A 25,106-nucleotide genomic window follows, 5' to 3' on the forward strand; every position below is an offset into this window, starting at 1 on the left:
GATGGCCGGGCCGCTCTTGCTCACGTCCGCCCCGCTCCGGCGGCGGGTGTTCTTCGCGCTGTGGCCCGATCACACGGTCGCGGCTGCCCTCCACGAAACCGCCCGCGGGCTGTGGTCGGCCTGTGGCGGGCGTTTGATGCGCCGCGACACCTTGCACCTGACACTCGCCTTTCTGGGGGAAGTCCCGAACGTGGCGCTCGACCGGCTGTCGCGTGCGGCGGCGCGGATCGAAGGTGCGCCATTCGTCCTGGAACTGGACCGGGTAGGAAGCTGGCACGGCCAGCGCATCGTGTGGCTGGCGCCGCAAGAGGCGCCGGCGGCGCTGTCGGCGCTGGCCGGGGATCTCGATGCGGAGCTCGAGGCGGAAGGCTTCGCACTCGAAGCACGCCCCTTTTCGCCCCATGTCACCCTGCTGCGCAATGCGTGCAGTGCGCCGCCGGCGACCGGGCCTGCCGCCGTGCGCTGGCCCGTCTCCGCTTTCGCCTTGCTCGAGTCGGTGCGCGGCGTGGGTGTGGCGACTTATCGCGTGCTGGGGTCCTGGCCGTTGGCCGGGAAATGAGTCCGCGGAATCCCGGCCCGAAAATGACAAACCGCGCCCGGGCAGGCGCATAAAAGGACACCCCAAAGGACGCACCAAAAGGAAAACGGGGCGCATAGCGCCCCGCCTATTCTGGGCTTGTTCTGCGAACAGCCCGGTCTCCCGGGGGGAGACATCATGGTGATGAACGTGCTTCAGTCAGCGCGAAGGGTGCATCCTGGTCGCTAGGGTCAAATGCTTCCTCCTCCACAACGGGCCGTCGAGGCCCTGAATCGTCGCATGGCTCAGAGCAGGATCGCCGAACCGAGGCGGTCGCCGAGCTCGTTCTCGGGGGTCTTGGTGTAGTCCTTTTCGAAACGGTCGGTGATCAGTTGCGCGGTCGGACCGTCAATGACCGTGTTCAGCATTCCCATGAAGGCCGGCGGAGCGACCAGGATCGCGCGCCTGAACGCGTTGGCTGCGCGCCCCTGGTACAGCTCCTGGGCGATCTGTTGGGCGAATACCTTGGCTTCGTGCTGCTTGGGCAGGGTCTGCGGCTGCATCGAGCCGCCACCCGAACCGTTCGCTGCCATGGCGCCGGAGCGGTCGGTGACGAGTTCGGCGTTTTTCTGTCTGCTCTCGGGGTGGATCAGTTCCTTCACCAGCGTCAGCCCCTTGTTGGGGCCGAGGTTCGCATAGAGCTTCGCCAGGCTGGCGTTGGCAACCAAAATCCAGGTTATGGCCATGTGACACCCTCCATTGCTAGAAAAAACGCATCACCACGACAATGTGGCGTTGGTGTGCCGGAAGTCGCAGCACTTTCAGCTTAGCCATTCGCCCGTACTCTGCCAATTGCAATTGTTGCCGCATGGTGGGATCGGTTTTTGCTGGTCGGGAATGCAATCGACCGAAAAATCAGAACATTCTCGTCGGCAGGCACTTCGCGCGCGTTCATGTCCGGTCTTCGGGCGGGGATCGTGCCGCGGCGGCCGGATCAAGCCCGTAGAACCGGCGTAATTGCTCGTAGATGGCGGGAAAGCGCGCACGCAGGTGGTGCGGGGATTCGAAGAAGGTTTCCGTAACCACGGCGAAGAATTCGCCCGGATCCTCGGCCGCATAGGGATCGATCGCGGTCTGCGCGCCGCGGTCGACTTCGGCGCGGAAGGCATCGAAGGCCTCGCTGAACGCCGCCGCCCAGGCGCTGCGTGACATGCCGGCGCGCAGGCGGGGGAGCCCGTCGACGCCGCCGTTTTCCATGTCGAGCTTGTGGGCGAACTCGTGGATGACGACGTTCACGCCGGGCGGGTGGGCACCCTCGTTGAACCAGGCCACCAGCACCGGTCCGCCCTCCCAGGCCTCGCCCAGCACTTCATCCTCGTATTCGTGGACCACGCCGGCTTCGTCGAACTCGCGCCGCGGGATGACGAAATCGCCGGGGTAGACGACGATGCCGACCCAGCCGGCGTATGCCTCGAGGCCGATGTCGAGCACCAGCAGGCAGGCCTGGAGCGCGATCGACAACAGGATGTCGTCGTCCAGGCGCAGGCCGCGCGCGCCATGGAATTCCTTCGACGCAAGGAACTCGAGCGCCAGGGCGCGCAGGCGGATGCGCTCGGGCGGGGTCAGAAAATCGAGAAAGGGCAGACCGCGCTCGACTCGGTCCCACTGTGCAGCGGGAACTTCGGCCGGATTGCGTTCCAGCCCCAGCCAGCGTCGGATCCGTTTCAGCATGGGAGGGGGCATCGTGCAGGGAATCTGGCCCCGGATGATCGCACAGCAGGGCGCGGGCGGGCGGCGGCCCGATATGGGATAATCCGCCGCCATGGTTTCCGTCACTCATGCGATTTCCCAGGGCGATACCGCGCCCCCGATCGAACTGCTCGCCGCCGGCCTGGACGAAGTCGAGCGCGGCCGTATCGAGGTCGCGCTCGACTGGATCGCGACCCTCTACGAAGGCAAGGTCCTCGGCACCGGCGAGTCGACCTGGACCCATGCGATCGGGGCCGCGCTGATCAGCGCCTCGCTGCGCCTGGATGTCGAGACGCGCCTGGCGGCGCTGCTGTTCGCCGTCTGGGACCTGCTCGAGCATCCGGGCGAAGAGCTCGGCAAACGCTTCGGGCCGGCGGTCGCTGGGTTGGTGCACGGGCTGCACCGGCTCAACGGCCTGCGCGTGATCACGCGCATGACGGCGACGGCGAGCGCGCCCGAGATCCGCGCCCAGAACGAAGTGCTGCGCAAGATGCTGCTCGCGATGGTCGAGGACATCCGCGTGGTGCTGGTGCGCCTGGCTTCGCGCACCCAGACCTTGCGCTACTACGCCGACCAACCCGCCGACCAGCCCGCCGCCGGCTGCATCGAAATCGCGCGCGAGAGCCTCGACATCTACGCCCCGCTCGCCAACCGGCTCGGCGTGTGGCAGATCAAGTGGGAACTGGAGGACCTGTCCTTCCGCTTCATCGAACCCGGGACCTACAAGCGCATCGCCAAGATGCTCGACGAGCGCCGGGTCGAACGCGAACAGTTCATCCACGACGCCATCGCGCGCCTCGCCGGCGAGCTTGCCGCGGCCGGAGTGAAGGCCGAAATCAGCGGGCGGCCGAAGCACATCTACAGCATCTACAACAAGATGCGCAAGAAGCGGCTCGACTTCTCGCAAGTGTTCGACATCCGCGCGCTGCGCGTGCTCGTCGACGAGATCAAGGACTGCTACACGGTGCTTGGCGTCGTGCACCAGATCTGGCAGCCGATCCCGAAGGAATTCGACGACTACATCACCAAGCCCAAGGGCAACAATTACCGGTCGCTCCATACCGCGGTGCTGGCCAGCGACGGCCGCGCGCTCGAAGTGCAGATCCGCACCCATGCCATGCACAAGCACGCCGAACTGGGAGTGGCGGCGCACTGGCGCTACAAGGAAGGGGCCAGGAGCGGCGGCGACTACGACGAGAAGATCGCGCTGCTGCGCAAGCTGCTGTCGTGGCGCGACGAGGTTGCCGATGCCGCGCACTGGGCGGAGCAGTACAAGCGCGCTTCGCTCGACGACACGCTGTACGTGCTGACCCCGCAGGGCCGGGTCGTCGATCTGCCGCGCGGCGCGACGCCGGTGGATTTCGCCTACCGCCTGCACACCGATCTCGGCCACCACTGCCGCGGGGCCAAGATCGACGGCCACCTGGTGCCGCTCAACACGCCGCTGGAAAACGGGCAGACGGTCGAGATCGTCGCTGCCAAGGAAGGCGGGCCGTCGCGCGACTGGCTCGACCCGCGCCAGGCCTACGTGGCGACTTCGCGCGCGCGCTCCAAGATCAGGCAGTATTTCGCCCAGCTCGACGAGGAAGAGCTGCTTGCGCGCGGGCGCAGCTTCGTCACCCGGGAAATGCAGCGCGACGGCCACGCCCAGGCCAACATCGACGGGCTCGCCGAGCGTCTCGGGTTTCGCAACGCCGAAACCCTGTTTCTCGCCGCCGGCCGTGGCGAAGTCGGCCCGCGTGCGCTGCAGGTAGCGCTGCGCGAAGGCGATGCACCGCCCCCGGAGCCGGCGGCGGAAACCGGTTTTGTCGTCGGCCGCAGCCGCTCGGGAGACAACTCGGACAAGATCCTGATCGTCGGCGTCGGCAAACTGATGACGTCGCTGTCGCGCTGCTGCAAGCCTGCGCCACCCGATGCGATCGAAGGTTTCGTTACCCGCGGGCGCGGGATCTCGATCCATCGCATCGACTGTGGTGATTTCCAGCAGCTCGCCCGGGCCCACCCCGAGCGCGTGATCGCGGCCGAGTGGGGAGAGCAGGGTGCGGACAGCCGCGACGCGCTCTATCAGGTCGACATCAACGTCCAGGCCGGCGACCGTCAGGGGCTGCTGCGCGACATTTCCGACGTGCTCTCGCGCGAGAAGCTCAACGTCATCGCGGTCAACTCGCTGACCAAGAAGGGCACGGCCTACATGCGCTTCACCATGGAAGTGCGCGGGATCAAGCAGGCGCAGCGGGCGATCACGCTGATCCGCGAGGTGCCGGGAGTGATCGACGCCCAGCGCCGCTGAACCGGGGGCTCCGCTGCCGCGCGGCGCAAGACGGCGCCGCCTTGCGCGGCGCAGGGGAAGCGCTCAGCTGCTCGCCGCCAGTTCCTTCAGCAGGATCAGCTGCGCCACGCGGCGGATGCTGCGCGGGTGTTTGCGGCGATAGCTGCCGTCGGGCTGCATGTCCCAGGCCTGGCAGTTGTCGCCCAGGTAGGGGCGCAGCCCTTCCTTCATCACCCGGCGCTTGAGGCGGGGGTCGAGCACCGGGAAGGCGATCTCGATGCGGCGGAAGAAGTTGCGGTCCATCCAGTCCGCGCTCGACAGGTACATCTGGTCTTCGCCGTCGGCGTGGAAATGGAAGATGCGGTGATGTTCGAGGAAGCGGCCCACCACCGAGCGCACCCGGATGTTGTCCGACAGTCCGGGCACGCCCGGACGCAGCGCGCAGGGGCCGCGGATGATCAGGTCGATCTCCACGCCGGCCTGCGAGGCGGCGTAGAGGGCCTCGATGGTTTCCGGTTCGAGCAGGGCGTTCATCTTCGCCAGGATGCGTCCGCGCCGGCCCGCGCGGGCGATTTCGGCTTCGCGCCCGATCGCGGCCACGACCTTAGGCTGCAGCGTGAACGGCGACTGCCACAAGTGGCGCAGTTCGGTCGCCTTGCCCAGGCCGGTGAGCTGCTTGAACACGTCGGCGACGTCCTCGCCGATCTCCTTGTTGCAGGTGAGCAGGCCGAAATCGGAATAGAAGCGCGTGGTGCGCGGATGGTAGTTGCCGGTGCCCATGTGCACGTAGTGGCGCAGGCCGTCTTCCTCGCGGCGCACCACCATCAGCAGCTTGGCGTGGGTCTTGTAGCCGAACACGCCATAGACGACATGGGCGCCGACGTCCTCGAGGCGGCTGGCGAGGGCGATGTTGGCTTCTTCGTCGAAGCGCGCCATCAGTTCGAGGACGACGGTGACTTCCTTGCCTTTTTGCGCCGCACGGGCGAGATGCTCCATCAGCACCGAGTCGGTGCCGGTGCGGTACACGGTCATCTTGATCGCCAGCACCTGGGGGTCGTCAGCCGCCGCGCGCAGCATCTCGATCACCGGGGCGAAGCTCTGGAAGGGGTGATGGAGCAGGATGTCCTGGCTGCGGATGGCGGCGAAGATCGGCCGGCGTTTTTCCAGCGCCTTGGGCAGGCCGGGGACGAACGGGGAGTATTTGAGGTCGGGGCGCTCCACCCAGTCCGGGATCTGCATCAGGCGCACGAGGTTGACGATGCCCGGGGTGCGATAAAGATCGTCGTTGTCGAGGTGGAAGTGCTGCAGCAGGAATGAAGCCATGTCCACCGAGCAGTTGTCGGCGACTTCGAGCCGCACCGCGCCGCCGAACTGGCGCTGCTGCAGTTCGCCCTTGAGCGAGGCGCGCAGGTCCTTGACTTCTTCTTCGTCGACGAACAGATCGGAGTTGCGCGTGACCCGGAACTGATAGCAGCCGAGCACGTGCATGCCGCTGAACAGTTCGCCGACATGGGCGTGGAGCACCGAGGACAGGAACACGAAACCGTATTCGAGCCCGCAGATTTCGCGCGGCAGCCGGATCACGCGCGGCAGTGCCCGCGGTGCCTGCACGATGGCCGCACCCGAGTCGCGGCCGAAGGCGTCGCGCCCTTCGAGTTCGACGGCGAAGTTCAGGCTCTTGTTGAGCACGCGCGGAAAAGGGTGGGCGGGGTCGAGGCCGATCGGCGTCAGCACCGGCATCACTTCGTTGAGGAAGAACATGCGGATCCAGGCCCGCTGTGCTTCCGTCCATTGGTTGCGGCGCAGGAAGACGATGCCTTCCTGCTCCAGCGCGGGCAGGATGTCTTCATTGAGCAACTGGTACTGGCGGGCGATGATGGCGTGCACTTCGCGGCTGACGCGCTCGAGCAGCTCGCTCGGAGAAATGCCGTCCTCGCCCGATTTTCGGCTGCCGACGCGGATCTGCTCCTTGAGGCCGGAGACGCGGATCTCGAAAAACTCGTCGAGATTGCTCGAAACGATGCACAGGAAGCGCAGACGCTCGAGCAAGGGCACGGTCGGATCGGCGGCCTGGGCGAGGACGCGGCGCTGGAACTGGAGCAGGGACAGTTCGCGGTTGATGAAGTGGTCGGCGGGATAGGGGTGGTCGTGTCTCATGGAGATTCCGGCTGGGGTGGGCGCGAGTCGGTATCGATGATTATGTGACAGTTTTACTTCGCATTCATGACAGGCACCGCGCATGAAGATCGACAAAGCGTATCGTGGCGGCTGCGCGCTGCGCGCGCCGGTGCCGCGGCCGGATCGACGTGCCGGGGAGGGTGTCGCCGATGATGCTAAAATCGCCCCTTCCGGCGCCGGCGGCGTCCTCCGAATTGTGATGATGCGAGATCTAATTGCGGCCATCGACCTGGGCTCGAACAGTTTCCGCCTGCAGGTCGGTTGTATCGTCAACGACCAGATCTACCCGCTCGACGGCCTGAAAGAAGCGGTCCGGCTGGCGGCCGGCCTGTCGCCGGACAAGATGCTCGACCTCGCCGCGCAGCAGCGCGGGGTCGCGGCGCTGCAGCGTTTTCACGAGCGCCTGCACGCTTTCACTCCGCAACGGGTGCGTGCGGTGGCGACCAACACCTTGCGGGTGGCGAAGAACAGTGCCGAGTTCCTGATCCGCGCCGAGGCGGCGCTCGGCTTCCCGATCGAGGTCATCGCCGGGCGTGAGGAAGCGCGGCTGATCTACGTCGGCGTGGCGCATACCCTGCCCGATCCGCACCGCCAGCAGCTGATCGTCGACATCGGTGGCGGCTCGACCGAGTTCATCATCGGCAAGAGCTTCGAGCCGGTGCTGCTGGAGTCGCGCTACATGGGCTGCGTCGGCTTCAGCCTGCGCTTTTTCCCCGACGGGCGGATCGACAAGCGCAGCCTGAGGGACGCCGAACTCGCCGCCCGGCGCGAGCTGCAGACCATCGTCCAGGCCTACCGGGAAGCCGGCTGGGAAGAGGCGGTGGGCTCCAGCGGAACGGCCAAGGCCTTGCTCGAAATTCTCGAACAGAACGGTTTTTCCAGCGGCGGCATCACCCGTGACGGGCTCGAGCGGCTGAAGGCCGTGCTGCTGCGCGCGGGGCGGCTCGACGCGCTCGATCTGGCCGGGCTCAAGGGCGACCGCCTGCCGGTGATCCTGGGCGGGTTCGCGATCATGAGCGCGGTGTTCAAGGAGTTCGGCATCGAGCGCATGGTCTTCTCCGAAGGCGCGCTGCGCCTGGGCGTGCTCTACGACCTGCTCGGGCGCTACCACCATCACGACCTGCGTGACGCCACGGTGGCGGCTTTCGTGCGCCGTTACGGAGTCGATACCCGCCAGGCGCAACAGGTCGCCGACACCGCCTGCCATCTGCTCGGGCAGCTCGCCCCGGAGATGGCCGACCCCGAGCACCTCGACCGGCGCTTCCTGCGCTGGGCCGCGATGCTCCACGAAATCGGCATTTCGGTGGCGCATTCGAGTTATCACAAGCACAGCGCCTACATCGTCGCCAACGCCGACATGCCGGGTTTTTCACGGATGGACCAGGCCCGCCTGGCGCGCCTCGTGCTGTCCCATCGCGGCAAGCTCGAGCGGGTCTCTTCGATCGCCGCCGACAGCGTGGACTGGCTGCTGGTCGCCTGCCTGCGGCTGGCGGTGGTGGTACATCGCGCCCGCGACGCACGCGGCATTCCTCCGATCGAAATGCAGCACGAGGGCAGGGGGTTTTCGGTGAACACTCCGGCCAGCTGGCTGCAGAAGCGGCCGCTGACCGCCGCGGCGCTCGAGGAAGAGCGCCGCCAGTGGGTCGCGCTCGGGCGCGGACTGTACGTGCGCGCGCTCGGTGCGCGCAGCGCGGCGGCCTGAGCGGCGACGATCGCCATGGCTGCCGGCATCGATCGCGGAATCGTCATCGATCGTGCGGCGGGGACGGTGTGTCTGGCCGGCGAGTGGACGCTGATGGGGTTGTCCGCCCGGGTCGCGGCGCGGCGGCGCGAGCTGGCGACGGCGCAGGGCTGTGCGCACTGGTCGCTATCCGCGGTCGATCGCCTCGACAGCTTCGGTGCGCTCTTGCTGTGGCGTGCCTGGGGAGGGCAGTGGCCGGCGCAGGTCGAACTGAGCGAAGCCCACCGCGCCACCATCGAGCGCGTCGCCCGCGCCGCGGCGCGGCCGCTCGTGCTGGCTCCTTCGTTTACGGTTGCGGACGCGGTCGCGATGCTGGGTGCGGCAATTCTCGGCCTGGGCGTCCATCTGCGCGATTTCGTCGCTCTGCTCGGCCAGCTCCTGCTCGATCTGCTGCATCTTGCCCGCCATCCGCGCGAATGGCCGATGCTGGAAATTTCGGCCAATCTCCACAAGGTTGCGGTCAAGGCGATGGCGGTGACCGCCCTGGTGGGTTTTCTGATCGGCGTCGTGCTGTCCTATCTGTCGGCCCTGCAGCTGAAGATGTTCGGCGCCGACACCTTCATCGTCAATATCCTCGGTCTGGGCATCATCCGCGAACTCGGGCCGGTGCTGGTGTCGGTGCTGGTGGCGGGACGCTCGGGGTCGGCGATGACGGCCCAGCTCGGCGTGATGCGCGTCACCGAGGAAATCGATGCGCTCGCGGCGATGGGCATTTCGCGCTCGCTGCGCCTGGTGCTGCCCAAAGTGATCGCACTGACGCTGGCGATGCCGCTGCTGGTGCTGTGGACCTCGGCGGTGGCGTTGCTCGGGGGCTGGCTGTCGGCCTGGATCGAGCTCGATCTGTCGTTCCGCTACTTCATCGATGCCTTGCCCGATGCGGTGCCGGTGGCGAACCTGTTCATCGGCCTTTCCAAGGGGGCGGTGTTCGGCCTGCTGATCGCCCTCATCGCCTGCCATTTCGGCCTGCGCGTGCGGCCCAACACCGAGAGCCTGTCGACCAACACCACGGCGTCGGTGGTGTCAGCGATCACGGTAGTGATCCTGGTGGATGCGATCTTCGCGATCGCCACCCGCTCGATCGGGATTCCGGGATGAGCGCCGGCCGGCCGCAGGGCGCTCCGGTGGTTTCGCTGCGCGGCGTGGCCACGCGCTTCGGCGCCAACGTGGTGCACCAGGGGCTCGACCTGGACGTCGAGGCCGGGGAGATCGTGGCCCTGGTGGGCGGCTCGGGCAGCGGCAAGACGACCTTGCTGCGCCACGTCATCGGCCTCACCCGGCCGGCCGAGGGCGAGGTGCGGCTGTTCGGCGAAGCGCTGCACGCCGGCACGGTGCACGAGCGCATCGCGCGCCAGCGCCGCTTCGGCGTGCTGTTCCAGCAGGGGGCGCTGTTTTCCGCCTTTACCGTGGGTGAAAACATCGCCTTTCCGCTGCGCGAGCTCGGCATCGTGCACGAGGATGAAATCCGCGATCTCGTCGCCCTGAAGCTGGCGATGGTCGAAATGGAGCCCGAGCACGCGCGGCTGATGCCGGCCGAGCTCTCCGGCGGGATGGTCAAGCGTGCGGCCCTCGCCCGTGCGCTGGCACTCGAGCCCGAGCTGTTGCTGCTCGACGAACCGACCGCGGGCCTGGACCCCGACCGCAGCGCCGCTTTCGTGCGCCTGATCCTGGCGCTGCGCGGCGAACTGGGGCTGACCGTGGTGCTGGTCACGCACGACCTCGATACCCTGGCGGCGATGGCCACCCGGGTGGCGGTGCTGGCCGACAAACACATCCTGAGCTATGCCACGCTGGAAGACACGCTGAAGGTCGATCATCCTTTCATCGAGCGCTTCTTCCACGGCGAGCATGGCCGCCGGGCCCTGGCCCGGGCACAGGGAGACCGCTGATCATGGAAAACCGAGCCCACGCCCTCGCCGCAGGCCTGTTCGCACTCATCCTCGGAGCCGCGTTGCTGGGCGCCCTGTGGTGGTTCTCGAACGAGCGCGAGCCGATGCGCGATCTCGTCCTGGTCGCCCGCGGCGACATCAACGGCCTCGCACCCCAGGCCCGGGTGCGTTACCGCGGGCTGGCGGTCGGGACGGTCAGCGCGGTGCGCATCGACCCGCAACCACCGCACGACATCCTGGTCCATGTCCGCGTCGCCGAGGACCTGCCGCTGACCCGGGGAACGCGCGCCACCCTCGGCACGATGGGAGTGACCGGGCTGGCTTACGTCCAGCTCGACGATCGCGGTGACGACCCGACCCCGCTCGACGGCACCGCCGACACCCCGCCGCGGATTCCGCTCGAACCCGGCCTGCTCGACCGGATCGCGGAGCGGGCGCTCGCGGCGGTGGACCGCTTCGACATGATCGGCACCCAGGTCGCGCGAATGTTCGACGCCGAAAACGTCGCCCGCCTGCGCGCGACCTTGCAGCGGCTGGAGTCGGCTGCCGAAGGCATGGATCGCAGCTTCGCCGATGTGCCGGAAACGCTGCGGGCGCTGCGTGCAGTGCTGAGCCCGGCCAACCTCGCCAGCCTGCAGGCGACCCTGGGCAATCTCGAGCAGGCCAGCGCCGAGGCCACGCCGGCGGTGGTCGAGTTGCGCGGGCTGCTGGCCCGCATCGAGCACATGACGGTGCGCCTGGACGAGGCCGCGACGGCGACCAGCAGCGGCCTCATCGACGGCACCCTGCCGCAGCTCAACGAACTGCTGCGCGAGCTCACCACCACTTCGCGCCGGGTCGGACGCCTGGTCGAGGAGGTGGAGAGCACGCCGCAGGTCCTTCTGACCGGCCGCGCGGCGCGCGAGCCGGGGCCGGGAGAAGCGGGTTTCGAGGCGCTCCCACAGTGAGCATCCACTTTCGATACGGACGACAAAAACGATGATTTCCGGGCGATCTCCAACAGCCTCCGGCCTGCGCGGCATCGTCGCCGCTCTCGGGATCGCCGCCGCGCTGGCCGGCTGCAGCGGCCTGAACCTGAAACCCCCGCCGATGGCCTTCTACGATCTGGGCCTGGGCGCGCCGGCCGGGCTCGCCCCCCGTTTCGCACCCCTGCGGGTCGAGGTCGCGGCGCCGCCCTGGCTGGCAAGCAGCGCGCTGCAGTACCGCCTGCAATGGGACGATCCCCTGCGTCGGCGCAGCTACACCGAAAGCCGCTGGGTCGCCCAGCCTGCCGACATGCTGGCGCTGGCCTTGGAACGGGCGCTGAAACCGGATGGCAGCGGCAACCGCTGCCGGCTGCGGATCGAGGTGGACGAGTTCGTGCAAGTGTTCGACGGTATCGAACGCAGCCGGGTGGAGGTGGTGCTGCGCGCCGGGCTGGTGCCGCCGCGCAGCGACGAGGCTCTGGCGCAGCGCGAATTCCGCGCCGACGTGCCGGCACCGAGCGCCGATGCGGTCGGTGGCGTGGCCGCATTCCGGGCCGCGGCGGATCGGCTCGCCGGGGAACTGGCGGGCTGGATCGCCACCCTTCATCGTGCAGGACCGCCCCTGGACGCGGGGATGCGCTGCCGGGGCTGAAGCGGGCCTGATGGCCGCGCATGCGAGAGGAAAGGAGCCGAGAATGAGCGGGACCGGAAGTTCGCCCTACGATACGGGGCTGGAGCGCAATGCCGCCAATTACGCGGCGCTGACACCGCTGACCTTCATCGAGCGCAGCGCCGCCGTCTATCCGCAGCGGCTCGCTGTGATCCACGGGCGGCGGCGGTATACCTGGGCCGAGAGCTTCGCTCGCTCGCGGCGCCTGGCTTCGGCGCTGAAACAGCTCGGCGTCGGCCGCAACGATACCGTCGCGGTGATTCTCAACAACACGCCCGAGATGTTCGAATGCCATTTCGGCGTTCCCGCCTGTGGCGCGGTGCTCAACACCATCAACACCCGGCTCGACCCCGAGGCCGTCGCTTTCATCCTCGCGCACGCCGAGGCGAAAGTGCTGCTGGTCGATCGCGAATACGCCGCGGTGGCGAAGAAAGCGCTCGCGCTCGCCGGGCGCAGCGGCCTCGTCGTGATCGATGTCGACGACTCCGAGTACGTCGGCCCGGGCGAACGGCTGGGGCGGATGGACTACGAGGCGCTGCTCGCCAGCGGCAGCGAGGATTTTGTCTTCGAGTCGCCGGCCGACGAATGGGATGCGATCTCGCTGAACTACACTTCGGGTACCACCGGCGACCCGAAGGGGGTTGTGTACCACCACCGCGGCGCTTATCTCAACGCCTTGTCGAACATCGTCTCGTGGGGCATGCCGCCGCACGCGGTCTACCTGTGGACGCTGCCGATGTTCCACTGCAACGGCTGGTGCTTCGCGTGGTCGATGGCCGCCAACGCGGGCATCAACGTCTGCCTGCGCCGGGTCGATCCGCGCCTGATCTTCGACGCCATCCGCGCCCATCGCGTCACCCACTACTGCGGCGCGCCGATCGTGCATTCGCTGCTGGCGAGCGCGCCCGCGGCCTGGCGTGAAGGGATCGACCATACCGTGCATGGCTTGGTCGCCGCCGCGCCGCCGCCGGCCGCGGTGATCGAGGGCATGGCCAGGATCGGCTTCGATCTCACCCACGTCTATGGCCTGACCGAAACCTACGGCCCGGCCGCGGTGTGCGCCAAGCACGACGAATGGGCCGATCTGGCGCTGTCCGAGCAGGTCGCCCTCAACGGCCGCCAGGGCGTTCGCTACCACGCCCAGGAAGCGATCACGGTGATCGACCCGGACACCATGGAGCCGGTCCCGCGCGACGGCCGGACCATGGGCGAAGTCATGTTCCGCGGCAATCTGGTGATGAAGGGCTACCTGAAGAATCCGCGGGCGACCGCCGAGTCGTTCCGCGGTGGCTGGTACCACACCGGCGATCTGGGGGTGCTGCAGCCCGATGGCTACGTCAAGATCAAGGACCGCGCCAAGGACATCATCATCTCGGGCGGAGAGAACGTGTCGTCGATCGAAATCGAGGACGTGCTCTACCGCCATCCCGCGGTGATGGCCGTGGCGGTGGTCGCGCTGGCCGACGAGAAGTGGGGCGAAGTGCCCTGCGCTTTCGTCGAACTGCGCGACGGGGCCGAAGCGGACGCCGCGGCGCTGCTCGCCCATTGCCGCGCGCACCTGGCCGGGTTCAAGATGCCGAAGAAGATCGTCTTCGGCGCCTTGCCCAAAACTTCGACCGGCAAGATCCAGAAGTTCATGCTGCGCGAACGGGCGCAGTCGGCGGCAGCGTCCGGGGAGGGCGTCCCGCCGCGCGGCGGGGGCACGGAGTAGGGGAGGTGGAGTAGGGGGCGTGGAGTTGGGGGCGTAGAGTTGGGCCGGGAGCGGGCGAGGAGGTACCATGGCGCCGCGCCCGCGCTGATGACCTGGAGCCCCGACCGATGGCGATGCCGCCCGACACCACCGCTGAACCCCTGCTGCTGCGCCGCGACGATGCCGGCGTGGCGACGCTGACGCTGAACCGTCCCGCGCGCTTCAATCCCTTGTCGCTGGCGATGCTCGAAGCCCTGCTCGAGGCCTTCGACGCCATTGCCCGGGACCCGCAGGTGCGGGTGGTGGTGCTCGCCGGCGCAGGCAAGGCGTTTTGTGCCGGCCACGACCTGAAGGAAATGCGCGCGACGCCTGCGCTGGGGTTCCAGCAGCGGCTCTTTCGCTTGTGCAGCCGCCTGATGATGAAGCTCACCGAGCTTCCGCAGCCGGTCATCGCACGAGTGCATGGCATCGCCACGGCGGCCGGCTGCCAGCTGGTGGCGATGTGCGACCTCGCGGTCGCCGCCGACAGCGCCCGCTTCGCCGTGTCCGGGATCGATGTCGGCCTGTTCTGCGCCGCCCCGGGAGTGGCGCTGTCGCGCAATGTCGGGCGCAAGCAGGCATTCGAGATGCTGGTGACCGGGCGCTTCATCGACGCCCACGAAGCCAGGCGCTGCGGCCTGCTCAACCGGGTGGTAGCCGAGGCCGCGCTCGATGCCGAAGTCGCGGCGCTCGCCGCCGCCATCGTCGCTCGGTCCGCAGCGGCGATCCGTTCCGGCAAGCAGCTGTTCTACCGGCAGCTCGAGATGGGGGTGGATGCCGCCTATCAGCTTGCGGCGGAAACCATGGCGCACAACATGATGTACGACGATGCCGCCGAAGGCATCGATGCCTTCCTCGCCAGGCGCCCGCCGATGTTCAAGGGCAGCTGAAACCGAGCCTCCGATGCTGATCGACACCCACGTCCATCTCGATGCGGCCGAGTTCGATGACGACCGCGAGGCGGTGATCGCCGCGGCCCGCGCCGCCGGCGTGGACGGCTTCGTCGTGCCCGCAGTCGGGGCGGACAACTTCGATGCGGTGGCGGCGCTGGCCGCTGCCCGCAGTGATACCGCGTGCGCGCTCGGCATTCATCCCCTGTACGTGATGCAGGCCCGCGCGGAAGATCTCGATGTGCTCGACCAGCGTCTGGGCGAGGGAGTCGCGCTGGCGGTGGGCGAGATCGGCCTCGACCATTTCGTGCACGATGTCGATCCGGCGCGACAGCTCGATTTCTTTGCCGCCCAGCTCGGCCTTGCGCGCAAGCACGGCCTGCCGGTGATCCTGCACGTGCGCCGCGCGATCGATCCGATTCTCGGGCAACTGCGCCGTATTGCCGTTCCCGGCGGCATCGCCCACGCCTTCAACGGCAGCCGGCAGCAGGCCGAGATGTTCATCGCCCTCGGCTTCAAGCTCGGCTTCGGCGGCTCGATGACGTTTTCCGGCTCGACGCGGATCCGCGCGCTCGCCGCCAGCCTGCCGCTGGATGCGATCGTACTGGAAACCGATGCGCCCGACATCCCGCCGGCCTGGGGGCAAGGGCAGCGCAATACGCCCGCGAATCTGCGGGCCTATGCCGAGCTGCTCGCCGAGCTGCGCGCCCTCCCGGTGGAAGAAATCGTCGCCGCCACCGGGCGCAACACCAGCGCCGCGCTCGGCGGCTGGAGGCCGCGCTGACTTCCTGGCTCAGCCCGGGGCAGCCATTCTGGCGGTCCCCGAACGTGCGATCAGGTCTGCGATATCGCGCTTGAGCCGGGCGATGTCGCTGTCGAAACGGTCGTAGATCATCAACGACACGCCGAACACGTAAGCGTAGAGCAGCATGCAGCGGCTGGATGCTTCCTCCATCGGCACCCCGCAGGCGAGAAACAGCTCGCGGCCACAGCGCAGGCGGACGTCGTCGACTTCGGCGACGATCGCGGCGGCCTGGGCATCACGGCGCGCCCAGTCGCGCACCGCGAGTTCGATCATCATCCCGCGCCGGCTGCGGCTGGCGCCGTACACGTCGATGACGTGGTAGATCTGTTCGAGCTCCCGCCCCGGCTGGGTCCGGGTCTGCTTGCGGATGTCGCGGATGCGGCCCTCTTTCCAGTGGTGGAGCACGCCCATCAGCAAATCGCGGCGATCGCTGAAGTGCCAGTAGAAGCTGCCTTTGGTGACCTTGAGGCGCTTGGCAAGCACTTCGACGCGCAGCCCGGCGATGCCTTCCTCGGCGAGAACTTCGGTGGCACCCGCGATCCAGGCATCGCGATCGAGCTGCACACGCGGTTTTTTGGCGATGTTTTCCATACGGTGTAGTATGGGTGATTCTTTCTCCATGCGCTACCGTGTACATCCATACCGATCTCCCACCGTCCGGTACCCATCCGATTCGGCGCATGGCTCCCGCCGCCGGCTGCGGAAATCCGATCCACCCCCATCCTGGAGTGACCCAATCATGAGCAACTACAGCGCGCCTCTCCGTGACATGCAGTTCGTGATGCGCGATCTCGCCGGCCTCGACGAGGTCACCCGGCTGCCGGGCAACGAGGATGTCACTCCCGACCTGGTCGATGCCATTCTCGAGGAGGCCGACAAGTTTGCCGCCGGCGTTCTCGCGCCGTTGAACCGCAGCGGCGACCAGCATGGCGCCAGATGGCACGACGGTGAAGTCACCACCGCGCCGGGCTGGAAGGAGGCTTACCGCCAGTTTGCCGAATCGGGCTGGACGGCCATCGCCTGCGATCCGCAGCATGGCGGTCAGGGCTTGCCGAAGCTGGTGTCGACCGCGGTCATGGAAATGTGGAAATCGGCCAACATGGCGTTCTCGCTGTGCCCGATGCTGACCACCGGCGCGATCGAGGCCCTGCTGCTGTGCGGCTCCGACGCGCAGAAGGCGATGTATCTGCCAAAGATGGTCGCGGGCGAATGGACCGGCACGATGAACCTGACCGAGCCCCAGGCGGGCTCCGATCTCGCTGCGGTCCGTACCCGCGCCGAGCCGCAAGCTGACGGCAGCTACCGGCTTTTCGGGCAGAAAATCTTTATCACCTACGGTGAGCACGATCTCACCGACAATATCGTCCATCTTGTGCTCGCCCGCCTGCCGGATGCGCCCGAGGGGGTGAAGGGGATCTCGCTGTTCGTCGTGCCGAAGTACCTGGTCGATGCCGGCGGCAACCTGGGGGCGCACAACGATGTGCGCTGCGTCTCGATCGAACACAAACTCGGGATCCACGCCAGTCCGACCTGCGTGCTCGCCTTCGGCGACCAGGGCGGCGCGACCGGAACGCTGGTGGGCGAACCCAACCGCGGCCTCGAGTACATGTTCATCATGATGAACGAGGCCCGCTTCGCGGTTGGCATGGAAGGCCTGGCCCTATCCGAACGTGCTTACCAGCATGCCTTGCAGTATGCGAGGGAGCGCGTCCAGGGCACCGAGGCAGGAGTGCGCGGCGGTCCCAAGGTGAGCATCATCCGCCACCCCGACGTGCGCCGGATGCTGATGTCGATGAAAAGCCAGACCGAGGCGATGCGCGCGCTGGCTTACGTCGTCGCCGCCGAGACCGACAAGGCGCATCGCCACGCCGACGCCCAGCAACGCGCGCACAGCCAGGTGTTCGTCGATCTGATGATTCCAGTGGTGAAAGGCTGGCTGACGGAAAATGCGTTCGAGATCGCCTCGACCGGGGTCCAGGTCCACGGCGGCATGGGTTTCATCGAGGAGACCGGCGCGGCGCAGCATCTGCGCGACGCCCGCATCACCTCGATTTATGAAGGCACGACGGCCATCCAGGCCAACGACCTGATCGGGCGCAAGATCGCCCGTGATGGCGGGGCCGCGATCGGCGCCGTGGTGCGGCAGATGGGCGCAGTCGAAACCGAACTCGGTGTCATCGGCGACGAGCCCTTCGTCGCCATCCGCCGTGCGCTGGGCAGCGGGATCGCTGCGGTCGAAGAAGCCGTGGCTTATATCCTCGCCACCTACGACCGGGACATCAAGGCCGCCTCGGTCGGGGCCGTTCCCTTCCTCCGGCTGCTCGGCATCGTCGCCGGCGGCTGGCAACTGGCCCGTGCGGCGCTGGCGGCCCGGCGCAGGCTCGAGGCCGGCGAGGGCGAGGCGGATTTCTACCGGGCGAAGATCGTCAGCGCGCGCTTCTATGCCGACCACGTCATGGCGCAGGCGCCCGGCCTGGCCTACACGGTGGTGAATGGGGCGGCAGGCGCGCTGGAACTGGACGATACGCAGTTCTGAAGCACCGCGCCGGCGAAAGACGGCGGCCGCCACTGCCGTCGAGCCGAGCGCCACGCTGTCGGCGGTACCGGTCTTGCGGCGTCGGTCGATCGGCCGGCCGCGGCCGATCGACCGCACCAAACAATGAAAACGGCGCCGGACCCGATACCGGGCCCTGGCGCCGATCCTTTACGCTGTGGCGGTAGAAACGCGGCCGGACTTATTCGACCTTGGCCTTCTCGCGCAGCGCCTGGATGTGTTTTTCCACCTTCTGCTGCTGCAGGCGCTGCTGCAGCTGCGGCTTGACTTCGTCGAGCGGGGGCGGCTGCACGTCGCGCACGTCGTCGAGCTGGATGACATGGTAGCCGAAGTCGCTCTTCACCGGAGTGGCGGTGTATTTGCTTTTTTCCAGCTTCACCATGGCGTCGGAGAAAGGCTTCACGAACATGCCCGGGTTGCTCCAGCCCAGTTCTCCGCCGCGATCCTTGGAGCCGGGATCGAGCGACTCCTTGGCGACTTCTTCGAACGGCGTACCGTTCTGCAGGCGGGCGATGATCGCCTTCGCCGCGGTTTCGGTTTCGACCAGGACGTGGCGCGGCTTGTATTCCTTGCTGCCCAGGCGTGCCTTGATGGTTTCGTATTCGGCCTTGAGTTCGGCATCGGAAACCGGGTTGGCGCGCACATATTCCTGCAGGTAGGCGCGGATCAGGATCGCCTGGCGGGCCATGTCCATCTGGGCCTGGACTTCGGCCTTCTTGTCCAGACCCTTGCCGGTCGCGGCCTGGCCCAGGACTTCACGGCGGATCAGCTCTTCCCGGACCGCTTCGTTCAGCTCCTGGCTGTCCGGCGTGCCTTGGGCGCGCTGTTCGGCAAGCATGGTTTCGGCGCGCGAGGCCGGAATGGCGACGCCATTGACTTTGGCGACCGGGTCGGCGGCGAGCGCAGGCCAGGCGAGAAAGCCGGCAAGCAGGGTGACGGCGAGACGGCTCGGAAACAGTTTCATCGGGTATTCCTCAGGGAGTGGAGTGCTTTGCGGCCTCGGTGGCCGAAAAGGCATGGATGGCCAGGGCGTGGATGTCTTTTTTCATCATCCCGCCCAGTGCCTGGTAAATCATGCGATGACGGGCCACCGTGCCGTGCCCTTCGAATGCGGCGGACACCAGCGTCAGGCGGTAGTGCCCGCCGCCGTCGCGGGCGCCAGCATGGCCGGCATGCAGCGCGCTGTCGTCGCCGACCTCGATCCGCTCGACCGGGAAGGCGGAACAAAGCGTTGCGCGGATGCGTTCGGCCACTTCGGCGCTCATGGCAGGACCTTCCTGAACGGGCGGACGGTGGTACGGGCGAACACGCCTTGCCTGGCGTAAGGGTCTTCAGCGAGCCAGCGCTCGGCGCTGGCGAGCGAATCAAATTCGGCGACGACCAGGCTGCCGGCGAAGCCGGCCGGGCCGGGGTCGGGGGAGTCGATCGCCGGCATCGGTCCGGCCAGCAGCAGGCGGCCTTCGTCGCGCAGCGCCTCGAGGCGGGCGAGGTGCTCGGCGCGCACCGCGAGGCGGGTTTCCAGCGTCCCCGGCGCGTCCTCGCCGATCAGGGCGTAAAACATCAATGGCTCTCCTCTTCGAGATGGCGGGACAGGTAGAACCCCTGGCCCAGCACGAACGCCAGCATCAGGCCGATGCCGCCAAACAGTTTGAAATCGACCCAGGTTTCCTCGCTGAAGTTGTAGGCCACGTACAGATTGAGCAGGCCCATGGCGATGAAGAAGCTCGCCCATGCCAGGTTCAGCCGCCCCCAGACCGGATCGGGAAGGCGGATCTGCGCCTCGAGCATGTTGCGGATCAGGTTGCGGTGCAGCAGGGCGGCCGAGCCGAGCAGCACGCAGCCGAACAGCCAGTACAGGGCGGTGGGCTTCCACTTGATGAATGTGGGGTTATGAAAGAACAGAGTAGCGCCGCCGAACACGGTGATGATCGCCAGGCTCACCCACAGCATGGTGTCGACCTTGCGGTGGCGCAGCCAGACCAGCGCGATTTGCAGCGCGGTTGCGGCGATGGCGACGGCGGTGGCGATCAGGATCGGCGCCTGGGTGACAGCGATCCCGTCGCCGAGCCAGCCGCTGAGCAGGGCGTGGGCCGCTTCCGGGTGGGCCCCGCCGAGCTTGTATGCGGCGAAGAAGAGGATGACCGGCAGAAGGTCGAAAAGGAATTTCATGCGGCAGAATTATAGCGGGTGTCGGTTCCGGCGGAGTCCGGTAGATTGAGGATGGCGCGCAGGCCACCGCCCGGGCGCGGCAGGAGGTCGAGCCGGCCGTGGTGGGCGCGCATCACCCGATCGACGATGGCCAGGCCGAGCCCCGCGCCCTTGGTGTTGCTGCGCGCCGCTTCGAGCCGGGTAAAGGGGTGGCGCATGCGCTCCACCTGGTCTTCGGGAATGCCCGGGCCGCGGTCGGCGACTTCGATGCAGGCAAAGTTTTCGCGCCGGCCGATGTCGATGTCGAGCGGGCTGTCATCGCCGGCGTAGCGCAGCGCGTTGTCGATCAGGTTGGCGAGGGCGCGGCGCAGCGGCAGCACGTGGACCGCCGCTTCGAGCCGGTCCGCGCCGTGAATGCGGATCTCGATGCCGCGCAGGCGGTAGGATTCGGTGACCTCATGCACGAGCCGCACCAGGTCGAGCGGCTGCAGCGCCTGCTGCGGCTCGCCCCGGCCGAAATCGAGAAACTGGCCGATGATCCGGTCCATCTCTTCGATGTCGGCGACCATCGCCGAGACTTCGCTCGTCGGTGCGCCGGACATCTCGATCCCCAGGCGCAGGCGGGCGAGCGGCGTGCGCAGGTCGTGGGACACGCCGGCGAGAATCAGCGCGCGGTCGGCATCGTTGCGCGCGAGGTCTCCCGTCATGCGGTTGAAGGCACGGGCGACGACGGCGATCTCCTGGGCGCCGGACTCCTCGATCAGCGGTGGCGTGCGTCCGCTGCCGATCATGTTGGCGGCGCGCGCGAGCTGGCGCAGCGGGGCGCTGACCCGCGCCACGATCAGGTAGGCGCCGAACAGCGCCGCCATCAGTGCGCCGCCCGCCCAGCCCAGCCAGCCGAAGGTATCGGGGTTGTCGATACGCTCAGGGGGCAACATCACCCAGTATTCGTCCTCCTCGTCTTCGGGATGAAGGCGGAAGCTGACCCAGAAGCCTTCGAGCGTCTTCCACTTCGATGCGAAACGGGTGTGCTTGCCGAGCTGGCGACGGACATCGGCCATCAGCAGGCGCAGGGGGCGGGTGTCGTCGAGGGCGACCAGTTCGTCGCTGGCCTCGGCAGGATAGATGCGGATGCCTTCGAGCGCGGCGAGCTCGATCAGCAGGTCGGTCCGGCGCTCGATGTCGGCGTTGATCAGCGCGGTGCGGGTCAGGTTGACCACCGAGACCACCATCTGCGCCACATCCCGCGCCCGCGCCGGCTCCTGCATGAAGCGGAAGATCTGCGACCACGCTCCGAGAGCCAGGGTCAGTAACAGTGCAACGAGCAGGAAGGTCTGCCACAGCAGCGTGCCGGGCAGCACACGAGCGAGCAGGCGACCCGGCACGGGCCGGTGGGAAAGGGTCTGGCCCCCGGGCATCGGACCTTCAGTCGCCGGTCGCCGCCGGCTCCTGTCCACCATTCGCCGCGCGCGGATCTTCAGGCACGAAGACGTAGCCGAAGCCCCACACGGTCTGGATGTAGCGCGGCTTGGCGGGGTCGTCCTCGACCAGCTTGCGCAGGCGCGAGACCTGGACGTCGATGGCACGATCGAACACGCCGTACTCCCGTCCGCGCGCCAGTTCCATCAGCTTGTCGCGCGACAGCGGTTGGCGCGGGTGGGTGAGCAGCACCTTGAGCAGGGAGAACTCTCCGGTGGTGAGCTGGATTTCCTCGCCATTGCGGGTCAGCGAGCGCGTACCCAGGTTCACCGCGACCTGGCCGAAGCGGACGATTTCGTCTTCCGGCGTCGGCGCCCCGGGCAGGGTCTGCGGTTGGCGCCGCATCACCGCCTGGATGCGGGCGACGAGCTCGCGCGGGTTGAACGGCTTGGCGATGTAATCGTCCGCGCCCATCTCGAGGCCGACGATGCGGTCGACATCGTCACCCTTGGCCGTGAGCATGATGATCGGGATGGGGTTGTCCGCCGCCCGCAGCCTGCGGCAGATGGTCAGCCCGTCTTCGCCCGGCAGCATCAGATCGAGCACGATCAGGTCGAAATGTTCGCGGTGCAGGGCGCGATCCATCAACGGTGCTTCGCCGACCGCCTTGACGCTGAACCCTTGTTCCTGAAGGTAGCGCGACAGCAGCTCGCGCAGACGCGCGTCGTCATCGACGACGAGGATCCGATAGCGTGTTTTCTGATTCATGGCGAGAATCCTACCCTTGCTCCCGCAGCCTTTCCAGCGCTCCGCGACAAAGAGGGCCGGGGCAGTGGGTAACGCTTCGTAAGAGCATCGGCGGGGGGCAATATCGACTTACAAAGCGGCGGTGTGCAGGGCACCGGGGGCTACCCATGAAATCCGTATTGCCGTATGTTCGGAAGTAACTTCGGAGGCCTCCCACGGCCCGTGACCCTTTCACCCGCATCCTGCGCACTCTTTCCACCTTCCCTGGCCTGCCCCCTCTCCTCGTGCATTCCCTCCTCTGACGTTTCCTTCGCCGCCATGCCTGCCCGTGTCCCTGCCGCCTCCGTCCGCGCCCCTGCTGCGCCCCTCCTGGGAGGGATGTTCGCCGCAGTGTTCGCCATGCTCATCACGATCGTGCCGGCACACGCCGAGCCATTGGAGCGGGAGAGCCCGGGTGCGGAGATCGAAACTTCGGCCCACCCGTCGCGGGGCGGCGATTTGCGCCACGTGCTGAATTCGGGCAGGGACATCGAAGCGGCACCGCGGAGCCGGCGCCCGAGCAAGGACGAGCGCGAAGCGCTGCATCGTGATCTGCGCAGCGCCATGCAGGACGTTTATGGCGAACCGCCGCGCGCGCGCGGCCGGCGCTGAACGCGCTGCGAAGCCTCGCCGAGCCGGTAGAATACCGGCACCATGAAAGTACTCGCGATCGAAACCGCCTGCGAACAGGGAAGCGTAGCCTTGCTCTACGAAGGGGAGCTGCTGTCGCGTCGCATCGAAGGGGCGAAAAACCATTCCGAAGCCGTGCTGCGCGATATCCGCGACCTGCTGGGCGAGGCCGGACTGGTTCCGGCGCAACTCGACGCGGTGGCCTTCGGTGCCGGGCCGGGGGCGTTTACCGGCCTGCGCCTGGCGTGCGGTATCGCCCAGGGGCTCGCACTGGGAGCCGATCTGGGCGTCGCGGCGATCTGCAGCTTGCAGGCGCTCGCGCTGCGCGCCGAGGCCCCGAGGGTGTTCGTCGCCACCGATGCCCGCCTGGGTGAGGTCTATCACGCGGCCTTCGTGCACGACGCCGAAAACGAGCCTCAAGCGGTAACCGGGGTCGGCTGCTGTGCCCCCGCGGAGGTCGTGCTCCCGCCCGGGCGCTGGAGTGCCGCCGGATCGGCGTTCGCGGCGTGGCCGGAAGTCTTGCGCCAGCGTCTCGACGACCGCCTCGACGCCTGTCTGCCATCGTTGCTGCCCGATGCCGCCGAAGTGGCCCGCCTCGCCGTGCGCAGGGTGGAGCGAGGAGCCTTGCTCGCGCCCGAGCATGCCGCGCCTCTTTACGTGCGCGACAAGGTCGCCCTGACCACCGCCGAGCGGCTCGCCCGGGGAGGCCGCGCCTGATGGCGCTGTCGCAGGCGCGGCTGCGCCCGATGCGGGGCGAGGACCTCGACTGGGTCTGCGCATGCGAAGCCGAACTCCACGCTTTCCCGTGGACGCGGGGCAATTTCAACGATTCACTGGCGGCCGGCCACGAGCTGTGGGTCTGGGAAACGGAGAATGGCCCGGAGGCGGCGCCGCTCGGTTATGCGGTGGTGCAGCGCGTTGCCGACGAAGCCGAACTGCTCGACATCGGCGTGGCGCATCACGCTCAGCGCCGGGGAGTGGGGCGCGCGCTGCTTGCGCGTCTGATCGATCATGCGTGCGAACACGGTGCGACCCAGTTCTTTCTCGAAGTGCGGCCGTCGAATGTCGCCGCGCTTGCCCTGTATCGGAGCGCCGGCTTCGAGACGGTCGGCCGCCGGCGCGGCTATTACCCCGCCACGCAAGGGCGCGAGGACGCCCTGGTGATGAGGCTCGCGCTGTGATGGCCGGGCGGGCGCCTTCGCGCCGTGCCGCGGTGCTGCGCGAGATGGGGCTGGGGCCGCTGTGGCGGTTGCGCACGCAGGGCGCGCAGCGGCTCGATGAGGAGGTCGGGGAAGGGGGCTGGGAAGGGGGCGGCGAGAGGGGCGCTGAAGCGCCGCCCGGCGCTGCCCTGGCGGGGGTGGAGGCGGCTCATGTCGTCCCCCGTCCGCTCGTGGCGGACGCCCCGTCGCCGTCTGCCGCCGCCGCTTCGTCCCCGGCGCTCACTGTGCACGGATTCCCGGAACAGCGCCCCGCCGGGCGCCGGAGTGCAGAGGCCGCTGCCGGCGACATCGCTCCGTACGCCGATTCAGCGCGCAGTGCGCGCATCGCCACGCTGGGATGGGACGAACTCGAAGAGGACATCCGCCAGTGCCGTGCCTGCGTGCTGTGCGAGCGGCGCCGGCAGGCCGTGCCCGGTGTCGGTGATCGGCAGGCGCGCTGGATGCTGGTCGGAGAGGGACCGGGGGCCGAAGAGGATCAGCGCGGCGAGCCTTTTGTCGGCCAGGCCGGCCGCTTGCTCGACAACATGCTGGCGGCGATCGGCCTGCGGCGGGGAGAGGATGTCTATATCGGCAATGCGGTGAAGTGCCGCCCGCCGCACAACCGCACCCCGGAGCGGGCCGAACTGGCCGCCTGCCGGCCTTACCTGGAGCGCCAGATCGCTCTGGTCCAGCCACGCCTGCTGGTGGCGCTGGGGCGCCCGGCGGCGCAGGCTCTGCTCGATCGGGAAATCGCCATTTCGGCGGCGCGCGGCAAGCTCTTCGATCATGGCGGCGTGCCGGTGGTGGTCACCTATCATCCCGCCTACCTGCTGCGCAACCCGCGCGACAAGGCCAAGGCCTGGGAAGACCTGTGCTTCGCGCGCCGATTCATGGCGCGTGCGGCAGCGAACGGCTGATTCGCGCCAGCGGCCTCTCTGCCGCCGGCCTCCCCAACAAAACGCAGGGCCGCC

At 67.9% G+C, this 25,106-nt stretch carries 25 protein-coding genes; 15 read left to right on the forward strand and 10 right to left on the reverse strand.

Annotated elements, in window-relative coordinates:
* Position 1: 1 nt before the first annotated feature.
* Positions 2-559, forward strand: a complete 558-nt coding sequence (gene thpR, locus Tharo_RS09870) for an RNA 2',3'-cyclic phosphodiesterase (protein ID WP_107221031.1) — start codon at positions 2-4, stop codon at positions 557-559.
* Between the two features lie 263 nt (positions 560-822).
* Here the strand turns inward: thpR and Tharo_RS09875 are convergent, their stop codons facing one another.
* Together Tharo_RS09875 and Tharo_RS09880 are read right to left on the reverse strand one after the other, a co-directional pair.
* Complete coding sequence (locus Tharo_RS09875; protein ID WP_107221032.1) at positions 823-1,263, reverse strand: host attachment protein; 441 nt, start codon at positions 1,261-1,263, stop codon at positions 823-825.
* Positions 1,264-1,468: 205 nt separating this feature from the next.
* Positions 1,469-2,248, reverse strand: coding sequence for a M90 family metallopeptidase (locus Tharo_RS09880; protein WP_107221033.1), 780 nt, complete (start codon positions 2,246-2,248; stop codon positions 1,469-1,471).
* Positions 2,249-2,339: 91 nt separating this feature from the next.
* Here Tharo_RS09880 and Tharo_RS09885 point away from each other — a divergent pair, with 91 nt between their 5' ends.
* Entirely contained in the window at positions 2,340-4,556 is a 2,217-nt protein-coding gene (locus tag Tharo_RS09885; protein ID WP_107221034.1) for a RelA/SpoT family protein, read from the forward strand.
* Between the two features lie 63 nt (positions 4,557-4,619).
* Here the strand turns inward: Tharo_RS09885 and ppk1 are convergent, their stop codons facing one another.
* The gene (gene ppk1, locus Tharo_RS09890) at positions 4,620-6,692 is read right to left on the reverse strand and encodes a polyphosphate kinase 1 (protein WP_107221035.1); all 2,073 of its coding nucleotides are present in this window, start codon (positions 6,690-6,692) and stop codon (positions 4,620-4,622) included.
* 220 nt (positions 6,693-6,912) lie between these two features.
* Here ppk1 and ppx point away from each other — a divergent pair, with 220 nt between their 5' ends.
* From ppx to Tharo_RS09930, 8 genes are all read left to right on the forward strand, one after another.
* Positions 6,913-8,415, forward strand: a complete 1,503-nt coding sequence (ppx, locus tag Tharo_RS09895; protein WP_107222386.1) for an exopolyphosphatase — start codon at positions 6,913-6,915, stop codon at positions 8,413-8,415.
* Between the two features lie 15 nt (positions 8,416-8,430).
* A complete protein-coding gene (locus Tharo_RS09900; protein ID WP_107221036.1) occupies positions 8,431-9,549 on the forward strand; it encodes an MlaE family ABC transporter permease in 1,119 nt (372 codons plus the stop codon).
* Positions 9,546-10,340, forward strand: coding sequence for an ABC transporter ATP-binding protein (locus Tharo_RS09905; protein WP_107221037.1), 795 nt, complete (start codon positions 9,546-9,548; stop codon positions 10,338-10,340). Before Tharo_RS09900 ends, Tharo_RS09905 begins: the two co-directional genes overlap by 4 nt.
* A gap of 2 nt (positions 10,341-10,342) precedes the next feature.
* A complete protein-coding gene (locus Tharo_RS09910; RefSeq protein ID WP_107221038.1) occupies positions 10,343-11,287 on the forward strand; it encodes an MlaD family protein in 945 nt (314 codons plus the stop codon).
* Positions 11,288-11,318: 31 nt separating this feature from the next.
* Entirely contained in the window at positions 11,319-11,957 is a 639-nt protein-coding gene (locus tag Tharo_RS09915) for an ABC-type transport auxiliary lipoprotein family protein (RefSeq protein WP_245880870.1), read from the forward strand.
* A 43-nt stretch (positions 11,958-12,000) separates the two neighbouring features.
* A complete protein-coding gene (locus Tharo_RS09920; protein WP_107221039.1) occupies positions 12,001-13,686 on the forward strand; it encodes an acyl-CoA synthetase in 1,686 nt (561 codons plus the stop codon).
* A 107-nt stretch (positions 13,687-13,793) separates the two neighbouring features.
* The gene (locus Tharo_RS09925) at positions 13,794-14,594 is read left to right on the forward strand and encodes an enoyl-CoA hydratase (protein ID WP_107221040.1); all 801 of its coding nucleotides are present in this window, start codon (positions 13,794-13,796) and stop codon (positions 14,592-14,594) included.
* Positions 14,595-14,607: 13 nt separating this feature from the next.
* Positions 14,608-15,378: a TatD family hydrolase gene (locus Tharo_RS09930; RefSeq protein WP_107221041.1), complete on the forward strand. Its 771-nt coding sequence runs from the start codon at positions 14,608-14,610 to the stop codon at positions 15,376-15,378.
* Positions 15,379-15,387: 9 nt separating this feature from the next.
* Here the strand turns inward: Tharo_RS09930 and Tharo_RS09935 are convergent, their stop codons facing one another.
* Complete coding sequence (locus tag Tharo_RS09935) at positions 15,388-15,990, reverse strand: TetR/AcrR family transcriptional regulator (RefSeq protein WP_107221042.1); 603 nt, start codon at positions 15,988-15,990, stop codon at positions 15,388-15,390.
* 148 nt (positions 15,991-16,138) lie between these two features.
* Here Tharo_RS09935 and Tharo_RS09940 point away from each other — a divergent pair, with 148 nt between their 5' ends.
* Positions 16,139-17,935 carry an acyl-CoA dehydrogenase gene (locus tag Tharo_RS09940; protein ID WP_107221043.1) on the forward strand — a complete coding sequence of 599 codons (1,797 nt, stop codon included), beginning with the start codon at positions 16,139-16,141 and terminating at the stop codon, positions 17,933-17,935.
* A gap of 199 nt (positions 17,936-18,134) precedes the next feature.
* On the opposite strand, the gene Tharo_RS09945 is transcribed toward Tharo_RS09940, so the two are convergent.
* The 6 genes from Tharo_RS09945 to ompR are packed head-to-tail and all read right to left on the reverse strand — an operon-like array spanning position 18,135 to position 22,288.
* On the reverse strand, positions 18,135-18,917 hold the full coding sequence (locus tag Tharo_RS09945) for a peptidylprolyl isomerase (RefSeq protein WP_107221044.1): 783 nt from the start codon (positions 18,915-18,917) through the stop codon (positions 18,135-18,137).
* Between the two features lie 10 nt (positions 18,918-18,927).
* On the reverse strand, positions 18,928-19,218 hold the full coding sequence (locus Tharo_RS09950; protein WP_107221045.1) for a BolA family protein: 291 nt from the start codon (positions 19,216-19,218) through the stop codon (positions 18,928-18,930).
* The gene (locus Tharo_RS09955) at positions 19,215-19,514 is read right to left on the reverse strand and encodes a YciI family protein (RefSeq protein WP_107221046.1); all 300 of its coding nucleotides are present in this window, start codon (positions 19,512-19,514) and stop codon (positions 19,215-19,217) included. The genes Tharo_RS09950 and Tharo_RS09955 overlap by 4 nt, the downstream gene beginning before the upstream one ends.
* Positions 19,514-20,122: a septation protein A gene (locus Tharo_RS09960; RefSeq protein ID WP_107221047.1), complete on the reverse strand. Its 609-nt coding sequence runs from the start codon at positions 20,120-20,122 to the stop codon at positions 19,514-19,516. The genes Tharo_RS09955 and Tharo_RS09960 overlap by 1 nt, the downstream gene beginning before the upstream one ends.
* The gene (locus Tharo_RS09965; protein ID WP_107221048.1) at positions 20,119-21,519 is read right to left on the reverse strand and encodes an ATP-binding protein; all 1,401 of its coding nucleotides are present in this window, start codon (positions 21,517-21,519) and stop codon (positions 20,119-20,121) included. Before Tharo_RS09965 ends, Tharo_RS09960 begins: the two co-directional genes overlap by 4 nt.
* Before the next feature lie 7 nt (positions 21,520-21,526).
* Positions 21,527-22,288 (reverse strand): osmolarity response regulator transcription factor OmpR, encoded by a 762-nt coding sequence (gene ompR / locus Tharo_RS09970; protein WP_107221049.1) that lies wholly within the window; start codon positions 22,286-22,288, stop codon positions 21,527-21,529.
* A 378-nt stretch (positions 22,289-22,666) separates the two neighbouring features.
* Between ompR and Tharo_RS09975 the strand changes: the two genes are divergently transcribed.
* From Tharo_RS09975 to Tharo_RS09990, 4 genes are read left to right on the forward strand one after another with little or no spacing between them, the layout of a single operon-like run.
* On the forward strand, positions 22,667-22,918 hold the full coding sequence (locus tag Tharo_RS09975) for a hypothetical protein (RefSeq protein ID WP_159051678.1): 252 nt from the start codon (positions 22,667-22,669) through the stop codon (positions 22,916-22,918).
* 42 nt (positions 22,919-22,960) lie between these two features.
* On the forward strand, positions 22,961-23,653 hold the full coding sequence (tsaB, locus tag Tharo_RS09980) for a tRNA (adenosine(37)-N6)-threonylcarbamoyltransferase complex dimerization subunit type 1 TsaB (protein WP_107221051.1): 693 nt from the start codon (positions 22,961-22,963) through the stop codon (positions 23,651-23,653).
* Positions 23,653-24,117 (forward strand): ribosomal protein S18-alanine N-acetyltransferase, encoded by a 465-nt coding sequence (gene rimI, locus Tharo_RS09985; RefSeq protein WP_245880871.1) that lies wholly within the window; start codon positions 23,653-23,655, stop codon positions 24,115-24,117. Before tsaB ends, rimI begins: the two co-directional genes overlap by 1 nt.
* Positions 24,117-25,052 (forward strand): uracil-DNA glycosylase, encoded by a 936-nt coding sequence (locus Tharo_RS09990; RefSeq protein WP_107221052.1) that lies wholly within the window; start codon positions 24,117-24,119, stop codon positions 25,050-25,052. The genes rimI and Tharo_RS09990 overlap by 1 nt, the downstream gene beginning before the upstream one ends.
* Positions 25,053-25,106: the final 54 nt, after the last annotated feature.

Origin of the sequence: Thauera aromatica K172 (assembly GCF_003030465.1) — a bacterium.
GTDB lineage: Bacteria > Pseudomonadota > Gammaproteobacteria > Burkholderiales > Rhodocyclaceae > Thauera > Thauera aromatica.

Bases quoted from the DNA above. Each gene is read 5' to 3' on its own strand.
- Tharo_RS09885 (WP_107221034.1), top strand. From the start codon at position 2,340: ATGGTTTCCGTCACTCATGCGATTTCCCAGGGCGATACCGCGCCCCCG.
- tsaB (WP_107221051.1), top strand. From the start codon at position 22,961: ATGAAAGTACTCGCGATCGAAACCGCCTGCGAACAGGGAAGCGTAGCC.
- Tharo_RS09940 (WP_107221043.1), top strand. From the start codon at position 16,139: ATGAGCAACTACAGCGCGCCTCTCCGTGACATGCAGTTCGTGATGCGC.
- Tharo_RS09915 (WP_245880870.1), top strand. From the start codon at position 11,319: ATGATTTCCGGGCGATCTCCAACAGCCTCCGGCCTGCGCGGCATCGTC.
- Tharo_RS09945 (WP_107221044.1), bottom strand. From the start codon at position 18,917: ATGAAACTGTTTCCGAGCCGTCTCGCCGTCACCCTGCTTGCCGGCTTT.
- Tharo_RS09935 (WP_107221042.1), bottom strand. From the start codon at position 15,990: ATGGAAAACATCGCCAAAAAACCGCGTGTGCAGCTCGATCGCGATGCC.
- Tharo_RS09920 (WP_107221039.1), top strand. From the start codon at position 12,001: ATGAGCGGGACCGGAAGTTCGCCCTACGATACGGGGCTGGAGCGCAAT.
- Tharo_RS09910 (WP_107221038.1), top strand. From the start codon at position 10,343: ATGGAAAACCGAGCCCACGCCCTCGCCGCAGGCCTGTTCGCACTCATC.
- Tharo_RS09960 (WP_107221047.1), bottom strand. From the start codon at position 20,122: ATGAAATTCCTTTTCGACCTTCTGCCGGTCATCCTCTTCTTCGCCGCA.
- rimI (WP_245880871.1), top strand. From the start codon at position 23,653: ATGGCGCTGTCGCAGGCGCGGCTGCGCCCGATGCGGGGCGAGGACCTC.
- Tharo_RS09905 (WP_107221037.1), top strand. From the start codon at position 9,546: ATGAGCGCCGGCCGGCCGCAGGGCGCTCCGGTGGTTTCGCTGCGCGGC.
- ompR (WP_107221049.1), bottom strand. From the start codon at position 22,288: ATGAATCAGAAAACACGCTATCGGATCCTCGTCGTCGATGACGACGCG.
- Tharo_RS09950 (WP_107221045.1), bottom strand. From the start codon at position 19,218: ATGAGCGCCGAAGTGGCCGAACGCATCCGCGCAACGCTTTGTTCCGCC.
- Tharo_RS09900 (WP_107221036.1), top strand. From the start codon at position 8,431: ATGGCTGCCGGCATCGATCGCGGAATCGTCATCGATCGTGCGGCGGGG.
- Tharo_RS09930 (WP_107221041.1), top strand. From the start codon at position 14,608: ATGCTGATCGACACCCACGTCCATCTCGATGCGGCCGAGTTCGATGAC.
- Tharo_RS09880 (WP_107221033.1), bottom strand. From the start codon at position 2,248: ATGCTGAAACGGATCCGACGCTGGCTGGGGCTGGAACGCAATCCGGCC.
- Tharo_RS09975 (WP_159051678.1), top strand. From the start codon at position 22,667: ATGCTCATCACGATCGTGCCGGCACACGCCGAGCCATTGGAGCGGGAG.
- Tharo_RS09875 (WP_107221032.1), bottom strand. From the start codon at position 1,263: ATGGCCATAACCTGGATTTTGGTTGCCAACGCCAGCCTGGCGAAGCTC.
- ppx (WP_107222386.1), top strand. From the start codon at position 6,913: ATGATGCGAGATCTAATTGCGGCCATCGACCTGGGCTCGAACAGTTTC.
- Tharo_RS09955 (WP_107221046.1), bottom strand. From the start codon at position 19,514: ATGTTTTACGCCCTGATCGGCGAGGACGCGCCGGGGACGCTGGAAACC.
- Tharo_RS09925 (WP_107221040.1), top strand. From the start codon at position 13,794: ATGGCGATGCCGCCCGACACCACCGCTGAACCCCTGCTGCTGCGCCGC.
- thpR (WP_107221031.1), top strand. From the start codon at position 2: ATGGCCGGGCCGCTCTTGCTCACGTCCGCCCCGCTCCGGCGGCGGGTG.
- ppk1 (WP_107221035.1), bottom strand. From the start codon at position 6,692: ATGAGACACGACCACCCCTATCCCGCCGACCACTTCATCAACCGCGAA.
- Tharo_RS09990 (WP_107221052.1), top strand. From the start codon at position 24,117: ATGGCCGGGCGGGCGCCTTCGCGCCGTGCCGCGGTGCTGCGCGAGATG.
- Tharo_RS09965 (WP_107221048.1), bottom strand. From the start codon at position 21,519: ATGCCCGGGGGCCAGACCCTTTCCCACCGGCCCGTGCCGGGTCGCCTG.